The organism is Bradyrhizobium sp. HKCCYLS2038 (genome assembly GCF_051167655.1).
Taxonomy (GTDB): Bacteria; Pseudomonadota; Alphaproteobacteria; order Rhizobiales; family Xanthobacteraceae; genus Bradyrhizobium.
Map to the genome: position 1 here is coordinate 29,836 of NZ_JBNPTM010000018.1, position 16,304 is coordinate 46,139.

The window sequence follows — 16,304 nt, forward strand, 5'->3', positions numbered from 1 at the left end:
CGTCACCCGTTCGGAAATAGGACCGACGCGGCGTCCGGTTCTTTCGTCTTCGGGGCCAAAGCCGCCTCAGCGATTTCGAACGAGATCGAGCGCCCGCCGCCCTTGCTGTCGCTGACGCTGGACACGCGCACCGTGGCGATCATCTGCATCTCAGTCCCGACGCGTGGAGCAGCGTCGATGCCGAGCGCTTCCATCTGCTTTTCGTCGAGGTAGAGGCAGGGATAGTATTCGTCGCTCTCGGCATCGCCGGGGCGCTCTTTCGCCATGTCGCTGTACTTCTGTTTCAAGCTGACCAGCTTCATGCGAGGACCCCGCTCAATGCCTTCACCGGGACCACAAGCATGTTGTTGTAGAGCTTGCGGCCGTCACCTATCAGGACAGCGCCGAGCATGGGGCGCTCGTTGTAGATCGCTTGATCAGCGGCCAGGACGTCGACGCCTACCGTTCGAATGTTGCTGACGAACAGCGATGCGCCGGCATCGACCACGCCAATCACAAATTGCCCGTTGTAGAGGCGCGTCCCGTCAGCAACCATCCGGATGCCCAACACGCGCTGCTCATTGAAGATCGCGGCCAAGACGTCCCCCACAACAGGAATGGAGCGGGCGGATTGCTCCGCCCGTTCCGTTTAATCGGACACCGGCTTGGGCGTGCTGGGCGCGACCCAGTCGGGTTCGACGCCACCGATGGCCTTCTGTGCCTCAACGACCGTCTGAGGCGCCGGCGCATCGCCGAACACTTCCGGCTTCAGCGAAGCGGCGTACGCGTCGATGATCTTGTCGGCATCGGCCGCACGCTTCACATCCTGCCCGCTGATCTTGGACGCGAGCGCCCGCCGCTCGCCCACGGGCAGGTTCTCCCAGTCCGCCGGGACCACGAAGGCAGCCGCCGGCTTGGTGTCGTCCGCCGCCGGAGCCAGCGCGACAGCCGGAGCGGCCTTCCCCGCGGGAAGCTCCGCCCACAGCGGCCGGCGCGTTTCGTCGTTCCACAGATCGTCGGGCACTTCGAAGCCGTCGCCGATGTCTCGGATCATGCCGCCGAAATAGCCCTTGGAGGTCGCAATAACCCTCACCATAGATGACCCCTTCCCGATTACTCGGCGTTGCTCTGGTTGCCCATGGTGACGCCGGCTGTGATCTTGCCGGTGGTCGGCGCGGTGCCGGTCACGGTGTAGTTCAGGCGCACATACCGCTCGTTGGTCTTGCGCGTGAACTCCTCGATCACGTCGACATAGCCGGCCGTCAGCTGCGCGAGCGGGATCGTGCGAGAGATCACGGTCGCGGGAGACGAAAAGCCGGTATTGTCATCGGTCTGGATGTCGATCGTGAGCGACGTCAGGTTGTTGAACGCCTCCACGACCTGGATGCGCAGCGGGACCTCGCGGCCTTTGCCGATGTCGCGCACGATGCCGCCGGGCGCAATCGGACCCAGATCAATGATGTTGGTGGACGCGGCGGACGCGGTGATCGCCTGCGCATTCGAGAGAAGCGTCTGCAAATCGAAAATCACGGTGGGACCTTTCGATGATGGGGCCGCGCCCCGTAGGGCGCAGCGTGCTGGCGAGGACGGCGTTAGATGGCGATCGAGCCGACCAACGCTTCGTTGTTCAGGATCGCGTCGGTCTCGCGGATCGGAATGCCGCGATAGCTCTGCACTTCCTTGCCTTCCACGTTCATGGGCTTCAGGCCGGTGTAGTTCGGGTTCGCTGCGAGCAGCGCCCGATCGCTCGACTGTGCGTCGAGGATTTCCAGAACGTCGCGGTTCATGTAGATCGCGATACGCGACGACTCCGCGTCACGGCGACGCGACTGCAGCCGGTAGTACGCCTTGCGCATCAGCGCCCAGATGTCGACGGTGCCGTTGATCATGGCGGGAACGTCGATGTTGGCGATGCGGCAATTGTACCTGAAGTCCTTCACGAACGCGCCGATGTGCCAACGGAACATGGTTTCCTTGGCGTAGAACGGGTTGCCGAGCGCATCGAGAATGCGCTGTTCGCCCTTGTCCTCGATCGACACGCCGGCCTTCGTGCCCTTCGGATAGAGCAACGAGGTCGCATGATCGCCCCAGGTCACGAACCAGATCGACGTGTTGTTCGCGCCCGACGCGCCGCCGTGGATCACGTGGTTCGAGATGTTCGGCTTGGACGGGTCAGGTCGATTGGTATTGTAGAGCGAGTAACGCGCCGCCAGCCCCTTGAACTTCTCCGGGGTGGTTGCGGTGTCGTGGTAGAAAATGCCCGTCGCCATTTCCTGGTTCATCGCCTCCAGGAAGGGAGCGCTGTCGACGAGCCGCTGCTTCGCCGGGTCGGGAGCGATCGCGAGCAGACGGCTGTCGACGGTCGACGCGGCCTCCAGGAAGCCGGTCGTGTCGTCCACCTGCTGCATCGTCGCCTTGGACTGCGGCACGCCCTGATAGAGCCGGCCCCAAGCGACGCTCGGCAGACCAGTGCGGATCATGTGCCGATGCACGGCGTCCATGTTGCACTGAGTTGCAATCGCGTCGTCAAGAACCGGGTTCTGCTTGTTCAGGATCTCAATCACCGTGCCCTCGGCCGACCCCTTGTGGGCGTCGATGAGGGTCGGAAAAGAACTACCGATGATCGCCATTTAGTTGCCTTTCGGGACATCGTTGGGGAACAGCGTGTATGCGGCATCGGCAGGCTTCCCGTTCCCGCCAGCGCCACCCGACGCGGGGACATCCTCGCGGATCATCGCCCCCACCTTCGCCATGAAGCGAATAAGCTCCGGATGGTTGCCGCCACCAGTCGTCTCCAAGTAGTCCTTGAGCTCTGGCGTCCCGAGCGCGTTGACCGCGCGCGTCGCGTTCTTCACGGTGCCGTCCCATTTGTCGCCGCCGATATCCTTGTCGGCCTTCGCTTCCTCAGCCCAGCCGGCGACGCGCGCTGCCCAGGCCGTGCCCTGGTCCGCCGCGCGCTTCTGCTGCACCTCCACGAACTTGTCCGCGAGCTTCTGCGCCTGCTTGCTCGTGAGGCCCAGCTCCTTGAAGTCAGGCCCGAGCGCGTCGACCATGGCCTGATCGACCTTGACGCCTTCGGGCATCTTCAGGACGTACTTGCCATCTGCAGGCACCGTGTCAGCAGGATCAGCCGCGGCCGGCTTGGTCTTGTCGTGCTCGACCTTGGCGGCAGCGTTCTCCGCCTCCGACTTCTTCGGGTCGGGGACGTACTCCTTCCAGTCCTCCGGCTTCTGATCGTCGGCCTTCGGATGATCACCGGCAGCAGGTGCAGGCTTCTTGTCGCCGCCCTCGGCAGGAAACAGCACCGACGCCGCGGGATCGGCCGCCGGCTTGGCGGGGTCAGCGGCCGGCTTCACGTCGCCACCACCACCGCCGCCCGCCGCACCTTCCGCATCGAACGCCGCTGCCGAGCGCAGATATCGCAGCATGCTACCCTTCAAGGTCATCGTCACTTTCCTTCTTCTCCGCGGTTGCCTTTGCCGCCGCACGGTCCATTTCCCTGATCTCAGCCACCTGCGCTAACAGCGCCGGATAGAGACGAGGGTCGATCTCATCGAGCTTCGCGATGATCTTTCGCCCGGACGATTGCTGTCCGAGCGTGTAGTTCGTCGCGGCGGTCATCTCGCCGCAGAAGGCATCCCGGTAGATCGCGCACTGCTCCAGGACCCAGAACAGGACGCGCTTTCCTGCGGCCGTCGCCAACAGCTCGCGGAAGGCCTTCGCGAGTTCTTCCTCGCCGATCTCTTCTTCGGTCATGGCCGCCTCATCGCGATCACAGTTGCGAGCGAACGCGGGCGCTCGCGGACGCGGCCTCCATCGTTCCCGGACGTGACCAACCACTCGCCATCATTGGCGCGGCCAGTGATGATGCCGACGTGATGCCGCCAGACGACCACGACGCCGACGCCCGGCCCATCAGCGGGAGACCCGACGCGCGCCCAATTTCGCGCGCGCCACAGCGCCCGATCCGGATTGCCGAGATGCTGGCCCATCCACCACCCGCACCATGCGCGAGGACGTGCGTCGGCCGTGTCCAGGAACGCGAAGACCAAGAGAACAGCGAGAATTGCGCGCCACATCATCACCTCACCCGATGCCGATTTGCTGGAGCAGAGCTTGACCGCCGGGGTTCTGGCCGGCTGTCGCGAGCACAGACGCCGCGTCCGCACCCTGCTTCAGGGCCGGCGCAGTCGTGGCCATCATCTCGGCTTGCTCGGCTTGCTTCTGCTTCTGTGCTCGCGCATCGCGAACGGCCTTGACCTTGTCGTCAGGCACGACAACCGAAGGCGGAACACCGAGCATGTCCGCATAAAGATCGGTCGCCTCGTCCGCATCGAACTTGTCGAGGACGTCAGGCTTCACCGCCGCAAGCTGGCCGACATAGCCGGAGAACCGCTCGATCGCTCCGGTGGCAACCGCCTTCTGTGCCTGCGCCAAAATCGAGATGTATTCGATCTTGAGGTCCTGCGTCTGGATCTCACGCGGCGGCGGCGGCAATTCGCGGTGACGGTTGAGGATGGCATAGGTGCGGTCAATGACCGGCTCAAGCTGGCCGTTGTAGACGTTCTCCAGCACCGGCCCGAGCGCGAGCAACTTCTCCTCTTTCCGCTCCGCAATCTCGGCGACATTGCGCGGCTGGATGCCTTCCATGTTCGAGATCATCAGGAACAGATCGGCATAGAAGTATTGCCGCAAGCGCTCTTGCACGTCGCGGATATCCTCGCGCAGATCGCGCAGGCTGATGTTGACCTCCATCGCCGGCCGATAGCCCTTGCCGGTGGGATCATCGACGTACGTCACCGATCCAGGCAGCAGCGACGCCGGATTGTTGCGCATCGACGTCGGGCCGGTCATGGGCGGACGAACGATCTTGTCGATGCCTTCGAGCTTCCTGGTCTGCTCCTTCTGCAGCATCTTGGTATCGCCGAGCGCGTCGTGCGCTGGCGATGTCGAATAGTGGTCGTCGCCTGCCAGCTCCCAGGCCGGGCAGATGATCGGGTTCTCGTCAAACCCGCTTTCCTCCAACAGGCCGTGATTGTCGGTCGTCGCATCGAGCCAGTAGTTCGACAGGAACGGCTTGTTACGCTTGTCGATCATCCCCGGTTCGCGCTGCAAGCGCGGCTCGACCGCATGCCAGACGTCATAAATCTGGTCATATCGTCCGTTGTCGTACGCGGTCTTGATCGAGTTGCTGACGCGCGAAACGGCCGCATATCCGAAGCGCCCGACGATGCGCTGCACGGACCACCGGAATTGCCGATAGAGCGTCGTGGCGCGGCCGTCGTCATCGCGAGCGATCCAGAAGCGCCCGTTGAGCAGCTGCTGCATCCGAACGAACGACTTGTCGTCATCGATCAGCAGGCCGCACGGCTGGCCGAACAACGCGAGGTCGCCATAGCCGGTATGGAACGAGTTGTAGATGTTCGAGCCCTGGAACACCTCGCGCATCCGCTGCTCAACGGCTGCTAGATACTCTTTGACCGGGGCGAAGTCCTTCAGGTCGGGATCGAACGTCGTCAGCCGGAACCACGGCCGCGCGGGCGACGTCAGGCCCGAATGCATACCGGACTTGAGCGTCCGATATGCAAAGGTCGCGCTGCTATCAATGATGTTCTTCCGACTGACCGAGCCTTCATCCCGCGTCGTCAGCCGCAGCCGCGTCGGATCGATGAAGTCCGCGACGCCCTGCCATTCCGTTTCCCACGGATGGCGGACCTTCTTCAGCTCCTCCGCGCGACGACGGTGATACTGGAGTTGCGTCTCGTGTCGCGCTGCGTTGACGGTCATCGATAGTCCTCAAGAGCTTCGCGCACATCAGCGATCGAGAGCCCGCCGTTCAGCTCATCCAGGAAGCGCAACAGCGTGTCGCGCAGCCCAAGCACAGCGTATCGCGAGGCGTTCGCGTGGCGCTCGGTCGGCACCGCCGATGCTTCGAGCGCTTCCCAGACGATCGATTGCTGCGCCGGGTCCATGGCTCACTGACCCAGAAGCGTTTTCTTCTCGGTCGTGGCTGCCGTCGTGACGCCCGAGCCCGACGTCAGGATGGTGTTCGTCCCGGACTTGATGCGGTCCTCAGTGCGCCGCGACACATTGGAGCGCACCGCGCCCGCGTCCGGCTGCTTCATATCGTTCGTCTCGGCAGGCATGGACGGCGCTTGAATGTCAGGCACGAGGCACATCGATTTCACCATTCACAGGGGTGGCGTTTTTCGACGCATATCCCTGGAATGGTTGCCTGCACGAACAGCTAGGAGAGCGGGTTGTAATCCACGGCCGCGGTCCCGCTGCCTGCCGCGCCCTGCCCCGTCACTGTGCCGCCGATGATGCCGCGGTCCTTCTTCGCCACCGGCTCGGAGAACGTCAGCATGAGCGCGTCGCCTTTGTTGGGGCTTGGCAAGCCGCGCTCTTTCATGTCCTCTTTGGACTCAAGCTGTATCTTGCCGTCTAAACGCGGCACCGTCTCTGGACCGATCAGGTCCTGATACAGATCCTCATCCTTGGGATCGATCGCGCCGCCGGCCTTGATCCAGAGCTTGCCAGTGCCCCAGATTTCCGCGCGCTTGTTGATGTAGCCTGGATCAATCGGCTTGCCCGAGAACCAGATCAGCCGCCACGACCTCCCCATGACGCTACCGGCCGAGACGATCCCGGTCCCAAAGCCAGCGTCCACGAAAACCGCGTCGGCCTGGTGCTCGTCCTCCAGGCGGGCAATCAGGTTCGCTACTTCCACGTCATTGTCATTGCGGGCGATGCTCGCGAGGCTCCTGGAATAGAGCCCTTGGCGCAGCATGATCTCAAGCTTGTCGTCACCTGTCCAAGCCGGGTCAACCCCCAGGATCACGGGCGCGAACGCGTATTGCTCTTTGCGCAGGTGCACCGCGCGGGCCTTGTCGACGTCATCGGCAGAGATGAATTGCATGGCGCTCTGAGCAGGAAACTGCCCCCTCACACGGTATTTGACCACGTCACTGTCCTCGCCGTGGTCGTCAACGAGCTTCTGCAGGTACTTCTTGTTAGTGCCTTCAACGGTGCGGCTATCAATCTGCCGCGTGACCCACCGATGCCGGAAGCGGCGGAAGCACTCGCGAAAGCGCCCGCTGTTGCGCGTCGGGTTGCCGAACACGATCCAGATGATGACGGTGTTCTCGTCCGTCATCGCGCCTTCCGCGACCTCCCACACCTTGTCGTGGATCTTTGACGCCTCATCGAACAGGAGCAGGATAATCTTGCCCTTGTTGTGCAGGCCGGCGAACGCCTCGGTGTTGTGCTCCGACCACGTCAAGAAATCCATGCGCCAGCTATCGCCGTGCATCGGGTCGCGGCTCTTGATGCTCATGGCCTGGACGTCGAACCACGACGCCGTCAGCGACATCTTGAACCACTTCCCCACCTCTGGAGCGGTCTTGGTGCGCAGCTGCGGCTCAGTGTTCGCCGTCATCAGCACCTTGGCATCGTCCCAACAGGACATTGCCCAGTTGGACAGCATGCCCATCTCTGCTGACTTGCCGATGCCGTGGCCCGACGCGACGGAGATTTGCAGCGGCTCAAAGCGCGTCGCAGGATCGGCGAGGTGATCGCGGATCGCCCGGTTGATATCCTGCTGCCACGCGCGCGGGCCGCTGTACTCGGCAAGCTGGCCGTGGCCCCAGTCCCAGGCGAGACGCGACCAAGCGTCCGGGTCGAACTGGCAGGATGCAGCCAGCTCGATTATGTCGTCGTTGGGGTCGCGGTTGTGGCCGACACCCGCGCGTTTAGTCGCGTGGCGTGCCATCACACCCCGACAGCCCGTTCGATGGCTGCCCTCCTGCACACCTCCCATGCGGCATCGAGCGCACGCCACATAGCGACAGCCTCCAATCGCTCAGGCGATCCAGGCGGCATCTTCCAATATTCGCAGACGAGCGGGTTGCGAGTGATTGCCTTCCGCGCCTTGCGGCGTTCAGCCGAGAACGCGGCGCGCGTCGCAAGCGGGACGCACTGCCAATGCTTGCCGCAAATCCATTCGCTGTGCTTCCGCCCGGTGGTGCGGCGGCAGAACGGGACACAGCAGCTCAGGCGAGCAGCGGTCATTTTCCGCCCGCCTTCGCTTTCGCGCGCGCGATGCGATCGGCGAGCGCTTCCACGCCAGCGACCTCAACCTTTTCGAGGAACGCTTGCACGCCCACGTGCTTGCCGATCAGCTCCAGGCGCTTCACCCGGTCGCTGATCTTGATCTTGACGATGACGTCTCCGGTGGCGTTGCCCTCGCGGTCCTTCACTTCGATATGCTCGACACCGGCAACGAGACCTTGACGCCAGATTTTCGGCCAATCTCGAACCGGCTTCAGCGCGCCGTTCTCGGAGTAGATGTCCGCCAAATCGGCCTCAGCCTCATCAGCAAGGCGGTTGAGGAGCCACGCGGCATCAATGCCCGTGCGCTCTGAGCGCTCCGCTATCGCCGCGTCGATTGCCGCCTTCACGTGCGGCTTGGTCATCAGCTCGACCGAGATCACGCCTGCAGTCTTGGGGCTGTAACCGGCTCGAACCGCGGCCTGCGTTGCGTTCAGGTCGATCAGGTATTCGCGCACGAAAGCCGCCTGCTTAGGCGTCAACTCGTTCGGCTTTTTCGGTTCCTTCGCCACGACTGCCACTTAAAGGTTTCGATAGGCAGGCGTTTATATTCACCGATGGTTGTTGCTCTGATCACAACGCTATCGGGGTTGGCTGTTGCGGTGTCGGTTCCGAGTGGCAAGGACGTTTGTAAGGAGTGGCAAACTTTTTTGAAATGGTGATCGATACCTCTGTTTACATTTTAAAAGCCTGTCTACTTGCCTCAAATAAAAAGTTGCTATCCTTCTTATAAAAGTCTTTGCCACTATGATATATCTGATTTTATTACGATATTTGCGACAGAGAGGTTTATAAGACTAGATTTGGCCAATGTAGAAGCGTTTAAACATATGTATCAATTCGGCCCTAAATTTCTGATTTTCCGCATAATTTTCTGACCCTTATAAACCTCGTTGACGCGCCTCTGCTGTTGTGAGATGTTGTGTTTATCGCAACACATGGGACACCCGATGGCACGCAAACCTCCTGCCGCTCAAACGGCTCCTAACAAGCCCGTGAGCTTCGACATATCAGCGGCCGACGCTGCCTTGGTCCGCAAGATCGCGCGCCGCGCTCGCGAACTTCTGCTCACCGTCAGGATCGACATTCCAGCTCTCGACATGTCGATGGACCTGACCGCCACCCACGCGAACGGCTGCCCGATGGACTTCGAGCGGCTCGCCGCGGCCGACGATTTCAACCTGATGCACGACGTCGGCGGGATTGCCCGGCATCTCGACCGAAAGACCGGCAAGCTGGCCGGCGGCTTCCTCCCGCGCTTCCACCGCCGCGACAGCGAGGCTGCGCAATGAGAGGGTTTCACCCCATCGCCCGCGCGGCTGCAATTGCCACCGAGGCAATCGTTGATCTGGCCGTCATCGGCCTTTTCATCGCTGCCGTCTTGGTCTGGGCAGACATCGTGTCGGGGCCGCTATGAGAATACTCATCGGCTGCGAGACGTCCGGTGTGGTGCGGCGCGCGTTCGCCGCGCTCGGACATGACGTCTGGTCCTGCGATCTGCTACCGGCAGATGACGGCAGCAACCGCCATATCATCGGCGACGTCCGCGACTACCTCGCCGAGGGGTGGGACTTCCTCGCGGTCATGCATCCGCCCTGCACCCGACTTTGCAACAGCGGCGTGCGCTGGCTTTCCGTGCCGCCGCCCGGCCGCACGCTGGCGGACATGTGGGCAGAGCTTGACGAAGGCGCGGCGCTGTTCTCCGCGTGTTGGAACGCGCCCATCGAGCGGATCGCCGTCGAGAACCCGGTGATGCACCGCCATGCCAAGGAGCGCATCGCGAATTATCAGCCGGCGACGCAGACCGTTCAGCCATGGTGGTTCGGAGATCCCGCTTTCAAGGCAACCGGGCTGTACCTGAAGAACCTCCCGCCGCTCGTGCCGACGCGCCGGCTCACGCCGCCAAGGCAGGGCACCGCCGAGCACAAGACGTGGTCACACGTCCACCGGGCAAGCCAGAGCCCCGACCGGTGGAAGATTCGCAGCCGCACTTACCAGGGCATCGCCCAGGCCATGGCGTGGCAGTGGGGCGGAGACGTCAGAGAGCATGGGGAGCTATTCGCATGAGACGCCCAGGTTATCGCGAGGCCGTCGAATGGCTCGCGGGCAATGATGATTGCTATTGGCTGGCAGACGATCAACCCATCCCATCCGTCTCAGCGTGCATGATCCGAGACCTCTACGACGTTGAGGAGGATAGGTTCTATCGAGACATCAGGCGCGCCCTTAGACGCATCTTCCCCGATCATCCGGGAGCAGCGAAGTGACCGCCCGCCTCGCTCGCGTCATAGACTACGAGACCACGGGCACGCCCGAGGACGAGCACGCCGAGATCATCGAGTTCGGCCGCATCGACGTGCACATTGCCTCGCGCTGGATCGGCAATCCCTGGACGTCGCTTTGCCGCCCGCGCGGGCCGATCCCGGCAGTGACCAAGGCCGTGCACCACATCACCGAGGCCGACGTTGCCGACGCACCAGAGGCCCGCGAAGTGTGGGGCCAGTTTTGGGAAGGGCTGTCGCCAGGGGATATCCTCGTTGCTCACAACGCTAAGTTTGAGCAGCATTTCACGCCCGACGAAGGCCGCGCCTGGATCGACACGTACAAGGTCGCGCGCGTGGTCTGGCCGGATGCGCCAACGCACAGCAACCAGGGTCTGCGATATTGGCTGGATCTGGACCTTGACGCGACCAGGGCGACGCCGCCGCATCGCGCGTTGCCCGACGCCTACGTGACGGCGCATCTGTTTGTCCGCCTCCTGGACCTCAAGACGGCTGACGAGATGGTTCACATCTCGAAATACCCTGCCTTGCTCAAGATCATGAATTTCGGCAAGCACAAGGGGATGACGTTTGAAGCCGCGCCGCTCGATTACCTGGAGTGGATCAGGGACAAGAGCGACATGGACGAGGACACAAAATTCACCGCCCGGTATTGGGTGGCAAAAAGGACGCGGCAATGATCGGGATTTTCATCGGTAACGTCAGGATCGGCACCATCATGAAGATCGAAGGCGAGCCGCCCGCGACGCGTTGGTTCGCGTACGCCTCAAACGATCGCAAGCAGGGATTCGCGACGCGGCGGCAGGCCGTGGCGTGGCTCATCCAGTTGCACAAGGCAGATCAGAAGGGCACCAAGCGATGACCGCAGCCTGCCGCACTCAATACGCATTCCGCTCGCTCGCTCCGGGCGACCCGTGGACCATGATCCTAGACGCGCCGATCCTGACCGAGGCCGGCGAACCGATGGCCGTTGGCGAGATCATCAGCAAATGGTTCGCGACCAACGAGCCGGGCCGGCTGTTCCAGATCACCCGTGTTCACGGCTCGACCTATGAGATCGTCTTTGTTGGCTTTGAGCCCCAACCTTGCGTGGTCGACGAATGAGCGCCACTGCCCGTATAGCGCGCGAGGACGCGATCACAGACGCCCTTCGCGTCGCCAATGATGCGATCGGCGACGAGCAGCCGACCGCTCAGGCGCTCCGCATTATCGCCGCGATTAAACTCTTGCGGTCCGCCGAGCCGGTCAAGGTCGCGGCGCTGTCGCGGGTGAACTACCTCGCCCAACTTCAGCACGAAGCGCGCCGCGAGTGGCAGATCAAGCGGGAGATTTTAAGCAACCCCGGCGAACACTGCATAGGTCCGACCTATGACGCCACTGCTGGCATCGACACCCCGATTGGGCGCTTCAGATGCACGACATGGCGTCGCCGCTGGAGCACCGGCCGGATCGCATGGGCGAGCGAGTACGCGTTGAACGACGAGCCAATAACCATCGCCGAGATTGAGGCCGCCGGATTGGCTCAGCGGCCGACCACCAGAGCCAGGAGAAAGAGAGGCGCGATATGAAAGACGGCCGCACTGCCTACTTCGTCGGAGGAATACTCTTCTCGATCGCAGCTTATCAGCTGTACCAATGGGTGATGCCGTTCCTCAGCGACATGTGCAAGGCAGGTTTCGGAGAATGCGGGTGACCCGCGCCCGGCAGTTCGAAATGTTCCCGAAGCCACCGCGTCCATATCGGTGGCTCATGCACGTTGTCGACGCCGGCCCAGGTGACGGCTCAAAGCCGGCATGCCAGATGCGATGCAAGAGATGCGGGTACCTGTCAGGGTGGCTGATATTCGAAACCTTGGCCAAGGCAAAGCGGGGGTTGCCCTGCCCGCGGTGCAACGGCATGATTGACGGATGCAAACAATCGTCCGCCTGATCAAGCACGAAGAAAGCTACGAGGTGAGGGTTTCGACCTTCATCTATTTCGACGAGAACGAAGGCCGCCGCGCGATCACCGGGCGGCTTTCGCCCGAGGCCGCCGAGGAGCAGGCAAAGCAGCTCGCGCGCGCCGAGCAGGCGCAGAGATCCGACCAAAAATAAACCCACCCACTTGACAGGGTTTTAAACGCGTCCATAGTGTTGTGATTATCACAACGTCTGCAACAGGACGCAACATGACCGCATCAGCCGACTACGCGCGCAATCACTGGCGCAGATACGAAGGTGCCCAGGAACACGCCGATCGCGTCGAGTCCGCCGAGGAAAACGCATTCTGGTATTTCGCCCAGGCAACTGCCCCGCAGCTGGAGATCTGGCAGGCCGCAATGAACGCCGCCGCCAAATTCCAGGGCAATGCCTTCTACGACAAGCGGGCCGCTGACATTCGCGCCGCCGCAGATGCCGAGTGGCAGAGCACCACGGCCGCGGCGCGCGATCTGTTCAACATCACCGCCGATGAACTCATGCGCGACGGGGAAATCTCCGACGCGACGTCGCTCGCATGGGACGTGCTGATCGATCAGGCCCAGCAGCCTCGCAATCCCATCGCCGCCCTAATCACTCTTTCCGCCCACCTCTAACCTCAGGCATCACATGACCAAGTTCGTTGTCGTCGAAGGCCGCACGCTCAAGCAGGCCATGAAGATCATCAGCGCGATCGTCGAGCGTTACAACACGATCCCAATCCTCAGCCACGCGAAGATCACGCACCGGGCCGAAGGCTTGAGGATCACCGGAACCGACCTCGACATCGAGGCGCATATTGACCTGGACGTGGTCGACGGTGGCGGGGGCGATTGGTCGGTCTGCATCGGCGTGCAGGCGCTCGCCGGCATCGCGCGTGCGGCCGGAGTGATGGACGTCCGGATCGAGCGGGCCGACAATGCCATGGAAGCCAGGATCAGCGTTGGCGACGGCGCAGCCTTCTACGAATTGCAGATCCTGCCCGAGGACGATTTTCCAGAGATCGGCGGGAAGCAAGGCGACCTCATCGAGATGTTCACGAATGGCATGCTCACTGCCACGTTGGACAAGGTGTCCGGGAGCATCTCCACCGAGGAGACGCGCTATTACCTCAATGGGGTATGCTGGCACATCACGAAGCAGGACCGCCGATTTGTCGCGACGGACGGCCACCGGCTTTCGCTCTGCACCTACACCCCCGAAGGTGGCGAGCCCGCCTCGCGCATCATTCCGCGCAAAACGGTCAAGATCATTTCCAACCACCTCGCCAACCAGAACTTGAAGATCTACGACGTTGATACCGGGAAGCTCGACATCGTCGCTCCAGGCATCACGATCCGCACCAAGCTGATCGATGGCACCTATCCCGACTATAGCCGCGTCCTGCCGAGCAGGCACGATTTCACGTTGGACTTGAAGCGGGACGAGATCATCGCCGCAATCGATCAGGCGACAGCGACCGGAGGGCAGCGCGGAGCGGCGATCAAGTTCAGCAACCAGAACGGCCGCGCTGTGATCGAGCGCCGCAGCGGCGATTTCGGCAATGCCAAGGTCAAGACATCGACGCCTTGGCCGGCCGGCAAAGTTGAGCCGCAGCCGTTCGCGTTCAACAGCCGCTATTTGCGCGACGTCGCCGCCGGCTGTCAGGGTGCGATCGAAATGCGCATGACCGAGCCCGGAGCGCCGTTCTCGATTTTCGACGAAGACAAGACGATGACGCGCGTCCTCATGCCGATGCGCGCGTGATTGGCAGGACATCCGATGACCCCGTTCGCCTCCGTCGCACTGTTCCGCCGAGACGGCGCAACCGTGTTCAAAGCCCCTCGCAAGGAGCCAAGCGGCCACAAGACCCAGGCGCGGAAATCCGCGTCTCGGTTCTGGCGCGGCAACATCGGCGGGGCGGACGTGTTGACCAAGATCGTTTTGGTTCAACAGTCCGGAAGCGCAATCCAGATCGCCGAGCGCGCCACGGTCAACGGTCAAGACCGTCCTTGGGTCGAGTACCGGCTTGACCATGCCGAGGCGCTTAAAGCCCCGCACCTCGCGGCCTGCCTCGCGGAGCTCGGAGTTGACCCGAGCGCCGCCCCGCCAGCGATGCCCGACGTTCTCGAAATCAACGGTGTAATCTACAGGCGTGAGATATGACCCAGGAACAGTGTCCGCTTAGCGCGACCGAGGTTGAGATTGTCCGCCACCTCGCGGACGGCCTGACCGCGAAGCAGATCGCCAGGAAGACGGGATTTACGGCATGCTCGATCACGACCAGGATCAAGGTTGCGCGGCGTGTCGTGAGCGCCAAGAACACGTCACATCTCACAGCCATTGCAGTTCGGCGAGGATGGATCGAATGAACACCGCGTTCCTGCTCATGGCGCAGTACAACGGCGCAGCCGTCATCCCCCTGGAGGCGGTGTGCCGTGACTATTTCAGCCACTTGACGCCCGTCGAGTTTGCGCGGAAGGCTACCGCGGGCCAGATCGATTTGCCCGTGGTCCGGATCGAGACCAGCCAGAAGGCCGCGCGGGGGGTGCATCTGGCCGACCTCGCCCGGTGGATCGACGAGCGGCGCGCAGCAGCTCGGAAGGAATGCGAGCAGCTACAGGGGAGACGGTAGAGATGCCCGAAACAGTTCTTGAGGAAACCACGACACTGAGCGGGGCGGTCGCCCAGACCGTCCGCAATGAAGATGGGCGAGAGTACGTCGTTCTCAAACCGCAGCCCGGCTCTCTTGCCGTCGAATGCCCGCACTGCCATCAGCAAGTTTCTGAGACGCGCTGCACCGAGCATTCTTCAAAGGACTGCTACAACTACGTGGTCGCCCAGTTACAGGGACGGCGATAGTGGGACTTGATGACTTTCCGGTCAGCGTGAGAGAGGCCGCCCAGGCCGCCTACAAAGAATTGGCTGGCGACTGCGACTATGCCGACACACACGTCAGCGAGACGACCGAGGCGTTCGCGAAGGCGATTCTTGCCGAGCGCGAACGGTGTGCTCGGATCGCGGAGGCGTTCCGCGAAACCACCACCGAGGGCCGGGCCGAGCTTGCGGCGGAAATCCGAGACGACCAGCGACAAGGGAGACGGTGACGATGTGGGATAAGCTTTTTGGCGTTCCCTTGAAGGAAGTCAGCGGCAACCTGCTAACCTACAAGGTGCGAACGAAGCTCCCAGCCGCAGAGTTCACAATCATCGGCGTTGACTGGGGAGCCGCCGACATAGCCGCCGCGACCTACAATTGCGGAAGGTGCGGCCGTCCGCATTTCTTCTCCGAGCGGCCCGAGACCATTCCCCACGCCTTCGTTTGCGAGTGCGGGAACAGGATCACCGTGGACGATCCGATCTTGCGGGCACTTCCGCTCGATATCTTGAAGGTCTGTGACCGCCGCGTTCGCGAGAACCCGGCCGCCCTGGTTATATACGAGCATGAGGTTCAGTCGCTTGCAACGGCCCTTGCCGGCATGACCCGCGATGGCTGGCCGACGTCAGCAGAAATCGAGATCGACATTCGATCGGGGCTCGCCCGCTACCGCGGCCTGCCCGTAAAGTTGGAAGGAAGGCGATCATGAGCGCGAGTTTCGGCAAAGTAAGGAAGGCGATTTTGGATAACCTCGGCGAGCCTCTGGCGGAAACCGACATCGACGATGCGGCCCACGCCGCTATCAAAGCGGCCAAGGAGATTGAGCCCGAGATATCCGCAGCTCTCCGTCGAGAGTTTGGCTATGTGACGGACTTGCAGGACGGCGAGCAATGGACCGTCTACCAGAACCGCACCCTTATCGTGATCCACCCGGAGCGCCGGCCACGCCTCTACAAGCGTGGGTGTGGCGGCGTGTACTACGAGATCGAACCGGACTTCCTCTAGGCAGTGCCCTATCGGTCCAATCCGCGCGGTGTACACATCTATATCACATTACCAAGCGAAGCCCGGCTAACCCCATAGCCGAGCTTACGTTTTTCCACTAGTCCGTCCAATCCATCAT

The 16,304-nt window shown here is 62.3% G+C and carries 27 protein-coding genes; 15 read left to right on the plus strand and 12 right to left on the minus strand.

Features of this window, described 5'->3' with window-relative positions; translation table 11 throughout:
• Positions 1-2 precede the first annotated feature (2 nt).
• From gp10 to ACQR1I_RS36005, 12 genes are all read right to left on the minus strand, one after another.
• A complete protein-coding gene (gene gp10, locus ACQR1I_RS35950) occupies positions 3-302 on the minus strand; it encodes a capsid staple protein (protein ID WP_434888912.1) in 300 nt (99 codons plus the stop codon).
• Complete coding sequence (locus ACQR1I_RS35955) at positions 299-577, minus strand: hypothetical protein (RefSeq protein WP_434888913.1); 279 nt, start codon at positions 575-577, stop codon at positions 299-301. Before ACQR1I_RS35955 ends, gp10 begins: the two co-directional genes overlap by 4 nt.
• Positions 578-628: 51 nt before the next feature.
• Positions 629-1,033: a hypothetical protein gene (locus tag ACQR1I_RS35960; RefSeq protein WP_434888914.1), complete on the minus strand. Its 405-nt coding sequence runs from the start codon at positions 1,031-1,033 to the stop codon at positions 629-631.
• A 59-nt stretch (positions 1,034-1,092) separates the two neighbouring features.
• A complete protein-coding gene (locus tag ACQR1I_RS35965) occupies positions 1,093-1,509 on the minus strand; it encodes a Bbp16 family capsid cement protein (protein ID WP_434888915.1) in 417 nt (138 codons plus the stop codon).
• 62 nt (positions 1,510-1,571) lie between these two features.
• Positions 1,572-2,609, minus strand: a complete 1,038-nt coding sequence (locus tag ACQR1I_RS35970; protein ID WP_434888916.1) for a major capsid protein — start codon at positions 2,607-2,609, stop codon at positions 1,572-1,574.
• Complete coding sequence (locus ACQR1I_RS35975) at positions 2,610-3,425, minus strand: hypothetical protein (protein ID WP_434888917.1); 816 nt, start codon at positions 3,423-3,425, stop codon at positions 2,610-2,612.
• Positions 3,409-3,735 carry a hypothetical protein gene (locus tag ACQR1I_RS35980; protein WP_434888918.1) on the minus strand — a complete coding sequence of 109 codons (327 nt, stop codon included), beginning with the start codon at positions 3,733-3,735 and terminating at the stop codon, positions 3,409-3,411. Before ACQR1I_RS35980 ends, ACQR1I_RS35975 begins: the two co-directional genes overlap by 17 nt.
• A 330-nt stretch (positions 3,736-4,065) precedes the next feature.
• Complete coding sequence (locus ACQR1I_RS35985) at positions 4,066-5,766, minus strand: portal protein (RefSeq protein WP_434888919.1); 1,701 nt, start codon at positions 5,764-5,766, stop codon at positions 4,066-4,068.
• Positions 5,763-5,951, minus strand: a complete 189-nt coding sequence (locus ACQR1I_RS35990; protein ID WP_434888920.1) for a hypothetical protein — start codon at positions 5,949-5,951, stop codon at positions 5,763-5,765. Before ACQR1I_RS35990 ends, ACQR1I_RS35985 begins: the two co-directional genes overlap by 4 nt.
• Before the next feature lie 3 nt (positions 5,952-5,954).
• Complete coding sequence (locus tag ACQR1I_RS35995) at positions 5,955-6,125, minus strand: hypothetical protein (RefSeq protein WP_434888921.1); 171 nt, start codon at positions 6,123-6,125, stop codon at positions 5,955-5,957.
• Between the two features lie 101 nt (positions 6,126-6,226).
• Positions 6,227-7,750 carry a terminase gene (locus ACQR1I_RS36000; RefSeq protein WP_434888922.1) on the minus strand — a complete coding sequence of 508 codons (1,524 nt, stop codon included), beginning with the start codon at positions 7,748-7,750 and terminating at the stop codon, positions 6,227-6,229.
• A gap of 295 nt (positions 7,751-8,045) precedes the next feature.
• Positions 8,046-8,600 carry a terminase small subunit gene (locus tag ACQR1I_RS36005; RefSeq protein WP_434888923.1) on the minus strand — a complete coding sequence of 185 codons (555 nt, stop codon included), beginning with the start codon at positions 8,598-8,600 and terminating at the stop codon, positions 8,046-8,048.
• Between the two features lie 438 nt (positions 8,601-9,038).
• Between ACQR1I_RS36005 and ACQR1I_RS36010 the strand changes: the two genes are divergently transcribed.
• The 15 genes from ACQR1I_RS36010 (at position 9,039) to ACQR1I_RS36080 (ending at position 16,186) form a co-directional block, all read left to right on the plus strand.
• Positions 9,039-9,380 carry a DUF6874 family protein gene (locus ACQR1I_RS36010; protein ID WP_434888924.1) on the plus strand — a complete coding sequence of 114 codons (342 nt, stop codon included), beginning with the start codon at positions 9,039-9,041 and terminating at the stop codon, positions 9,378-9,380.
• 121 nt (positions 9,381-9,501) lie between these two features.
• Complete coding sequence (locus ACQR1I_RS36015; protein WP_434888925.1) at positions 9,502-10,155, plus strand: hypothetical protein; 654 nt, start codon at positions 9,502-9,504, stop codon at positions 10,153-10,155.
• Positions 10,156-10,351: 196 nt separating this feature from the next.
• Positions 10,352-11,050 (plus strand): exonuclease domain-containing protein, encoded by a 699-nt coding sequence (locus ACQR1I_RS36020; RefSeq protein WP_434888926.1) that lies wholly within the window; start codon positions 10,352-10,354, stop codon positions 11,048-11,050.
• On the plus strand, positions 11,047-11,232 hold the full coding sequence (locus ACQR1I_RS36025; protein WP_434888927.1) for a hypothetical protein: 186 nt from the start codon (positions 11,047-11,049) through the stop codon (positions 11,230-11,232). The genes ACQR1I_RS36020 and ACQR1I_RS36025 overlap by 4 nt, the downstream gene beginning before the upstream one ends.
• On the plus strand, positions 11,229-11,474 hold the full coding sequence (locus ACQR1I_RS36030; protein ID WP_434888928.1) for a hypothetical protein: 246 nt from the start codon (positions 11,229-11,231) through the stop codon (positions 11,472-11,474). The genes ACQR1I_RS36025 and ACQR1I_RS36030 overlap by 4 nt, the downstream gene beginning before the upstream one ends.
• The gene (locus ACQR1I_RS36035; protein ID WP_434888929.1) at positions 11,471-11,938 is read left to right on the plus strand and encodes a hypothetical protein; all 468 of its coding nucleotides are present in this window, start codon (positions 11,471-11,473) and stop codon (positions 11,936-11,938) included. The genes ACQR1I_RS36030 and ACQR1I_RS36035 overlap by 4 nt, the downstream gene beginning before the upstream one ends.
• A 339-nt stretch (positions 11,939-12,277) precedes the next feature.
• On the plus strand, positions 12,278-12,463 hold the full coding sequence (locus ACQR1I_RS36040; RefSeq protein WP_434888930.1) for a hypothetical protein: 186 nt from the start codon (positions 12,278-12,280) through the stop codon (positions 12,461-12,463).
• A gap of 74 nt (positions 12,464-12,537) precedes the next feature.
• Positions 12,538-12,942, plus strand: coding sequence for a hypothetical protein (locus ACQR1I_RS36045; RefSeq protein ID WP_434888931.1), 405 nt, complete (start codon positions 12,538-12,540; stop codon positions 12,940-12,942).
• A gap of 13 nt (positions 12,943-12,955) precedes the next feature.
• Positions 12,956-14,071, plus strand: a complete 1,116-nt coding sequence (dnaN, locus tag ACQR1I_RS36050) for a DNA polymerase III subunit beta (protein ID WP_434888932.1) — start codon at positions 12,956-12,958, stop codon at positions 14,069-14,071.
• 15 nt (positions 14,072-14,086) lie between these two features.
• Positions 14,087-14,470, plus strand: coding sequence for a hypothetical protein (locus ACQR1I_RS36055; protein ID WP_434888933.1), 384 nt, complete (start codon positions 14,087-14,089; stop codon positions 14,468-14,470).
• Between the two features lie 202 nt (positions 14,471-14,672).
• On the plus strand, positions 14,673-14,939 hold the full coding sequence (locus ACQR1I_RS36060; protein WP_434888934.1) for a pyocin activator PrtN family protein: 267 nt from the start codon (positions 14,673-14,675) through the stop codon (positions 14,937-14,939).
• 2 nt (positions 14,940-14,941) lie between these two features.
• A complete protein-coding gene (locus tag ACQR1I_RS36065; RefSeq protein WP_434888935.1) occupies positions 14,942-15,166 on the plus strand; it encodes a hypothetical protein in 225 nt (74 codons plus the stop codon).
• Complete coding sequence (locus tag ACQR1I_RS36070) at positions 15,166-15,411, plus strand: hypothetical protein (protein WP_434888936.1); 246 nt, start codon at positions 15,166-15,168, stop codon at positions 15,409-15,411. The genes ACQR1I_RS36065 and ACQR1I_RS36070 overlap by 1 nt, the downstream gene beginning before the upstream one ends.
• Before the next feature lie 2 nt (positions 15,412-15,413).
• Positions 15,414-15,890 (plus strand): hypothetical protein, encoded by a 477-nt coding sequence (locus ACQR1I_RS36075; protein WP_434888937.1) that lies wholly within the window; start codon positions 15,414-15,416, stop codon positions 15,888-15,890.
• Positions 15,887-16,186 carry a hypothetical protein gene (locus ACQR1I_RS36080; RefSeq protein ID WP_434888938.1) on the plus strand — a complete coding sequence of 100 codons (300 nt, stop codon included), beginning with the start codon at positions 15,887-15,889 and terminating at the stop codon, positions 16,184-16,186. The genes ACQR1I_RS36075 and ACQR1I_RS36080 overlap by 4 nt, the downstream gene beginning before the upstream one ends.
• The last annotated feature ends 118 nt before the right edge of the window (positions 16,187-16,304 follow it).

What these genes read in the sequence shown, in the direction of transcription:
- gp10 (WP_434888912.1), bottom strand. Translation starts at nt 302, where the DNA reads ATGAAGCTGGTCAGCTTGAAACAGAAGTACAGCGACATGGCGAAAGAG.
- ACQR1I_RS35960 (WP_434888914.1), bottom strand. Translation starts at nt 1,033, where the DNA reads ATGATCCGAGACATCGGCGACGGCTTCGAAGTGCCCGACGATCTGTGG.
- ACQR1I_RS35970 (WP_434888916.1), bottom strand. Translation starts at nt 2,609, where the DNA reads ATGGCGATCATCGGTAGTTCTTTTCCGACCCTCATCGACGCCCACAAG.
- ACQR1I_RS35975 (WP_434888917.1), bottom strand. Translation starts at nt 3,425, where the DNA reads ATGACCTTGAAGGGTAGCATGCTGCGATATCTGCGCTCGGCAGCGGCG.
- ACQR1I_RS35980 (WP_434888918.1), bottom strand. Translation starts at nt 3,735, where the DNA reads ATGACCGAAGAAGAGATCGGCGAGGAAGAACTCGCGAAGGCCTTCCGC.
- ACQR1I_RS35985 (WP_434888919.1), bottom strand. Translation starts at nt 5,766, where the DNA reads ATGACCGTCAACGCAGCGCGACACGAGACGCAACTCCAGTATCACCGT.
- ACQR1I_RS35990 (WP_434888920.1), bottom strand. Translation starts at nt 5,951, where the DNA reads ATGGACCCGGCGCAGCAATCGATCGTCTGGGAAGCGCTCGAAGCATCG.
- ACQR1I_RS35995 (WP_434888921.1), bottom strand. Translation starts at nt 6,125, where the DNA reads ATGCCTGCCGAGACGAACGATATGAAGCAGCCGGACGCGGGCGCGGTG.
- ACQR1I_RS36000 (WP_434888922.1), bottom strand. Translation starts at nt 7,750, where the DNA reads ATGGCACGCCACGCGACTAAACGCGCGGGTGTCGGCCACAACCGCGAC.
- ACQR1I_RS36010 (WP_434888924.1), top strand. Translation starts at nt 9,039, where the DNA reads ATGGCACGCAAACCTCCTGCCGCTCAAACGGCTCCTAACAAGCCCGTG.
- ACQR1I_RS36015 (WP_434888925.1), top strand. Translation starts at nt 9,502, where the DNA reads ATGAGAATACTCATCGGCTGCGAGACGTCCGGTGTGGTGCGGCGCGCG.
- ACQR1I_RS36025 (WP_434888927.1), top strand. Translation starts at nt 11,047, where the DNA reads ATGATCGGGATTTTCATCGGTAACGTCAGGATCGGCACCATCATGAAG.
- ACQR1I_RS36030 (WP_434888928.1), top strand. Translation starts at nt 11,229, where the DNA reads ATGACCGCAGCCTGCCGCACTCAATACGCATTCCGCTCGCTCGCTCCG.
- ACQR1I_RS36035 (WP_434888929.1), top strand. Translation starts at nt 11,471, where the DNA reads ATGAGCGCCACTGCCCGTATAGCGCGCGAGGACGCGATCACAGACGCC.
- ACQR1I_RS36040 (WP_434888930.1), top strand. Translation starts at nt 12,278, where the DNA reads ATGCAAACAATCGTCCGCCTGATCAAGCACGAAGAAAGCTACGAGGTG.
- ACQR1I_RS36045 (WP_434888931.1), top strand. Translation starts at nt 12,538, where the DNA reads ATGACCGCATCAGCCGACTACGCGCGCAATCACTGGCGCAGATACGAA.
- dnaN (WP_434888932.1), top strand. Translation starts at nt 12,956, where the DNA reads ATGACCAAGTTCGTTGTCGTCGAAGGCCGCACGCTCAAGCAGGCCATG.
- ACQR1I_RS36055 (WP_434888933.1), top strand. Translation starts at nt 14,087, where the DNA reads ATGACCCCGTTCGCCTCCGTCGCACTGTTCCGCCGAGACGGCGCAACC.
- ACQR1I_RS36060 (WP_434888934.1), top strand. Translation starts at nt 14,673, where the DNA reads ATGAACACCGCGTTCCTGCTCATGGCGCAGTACAACGGCGCAGCCGTC.
- ACQR1I_RS36065 (WP_434888935.1), top strand. Translation starts at nt 14,942, where the DNA reads ATGCCCGAAACAGTTCTTGAGGAAACCACGACACTGAGCGGGGCGGTC.
- ACQR1I_RS36075 (WP_434888937.1), top strand. Translation starts at nt 15,414, where the DNA reads ATGTGGGATAAGCTTTTTGGCGTTCCCTTGAAGGAAGTCAGCGGCAAC.
- ACQR1I_RS36080 (WP_434888938.1), top strand. Translation starts at nt 15,887, where the DNA reads ATGAGCGCGAGTTTCGGCAAAGTAAGGAAGGCGATTTTGGATAACCTC.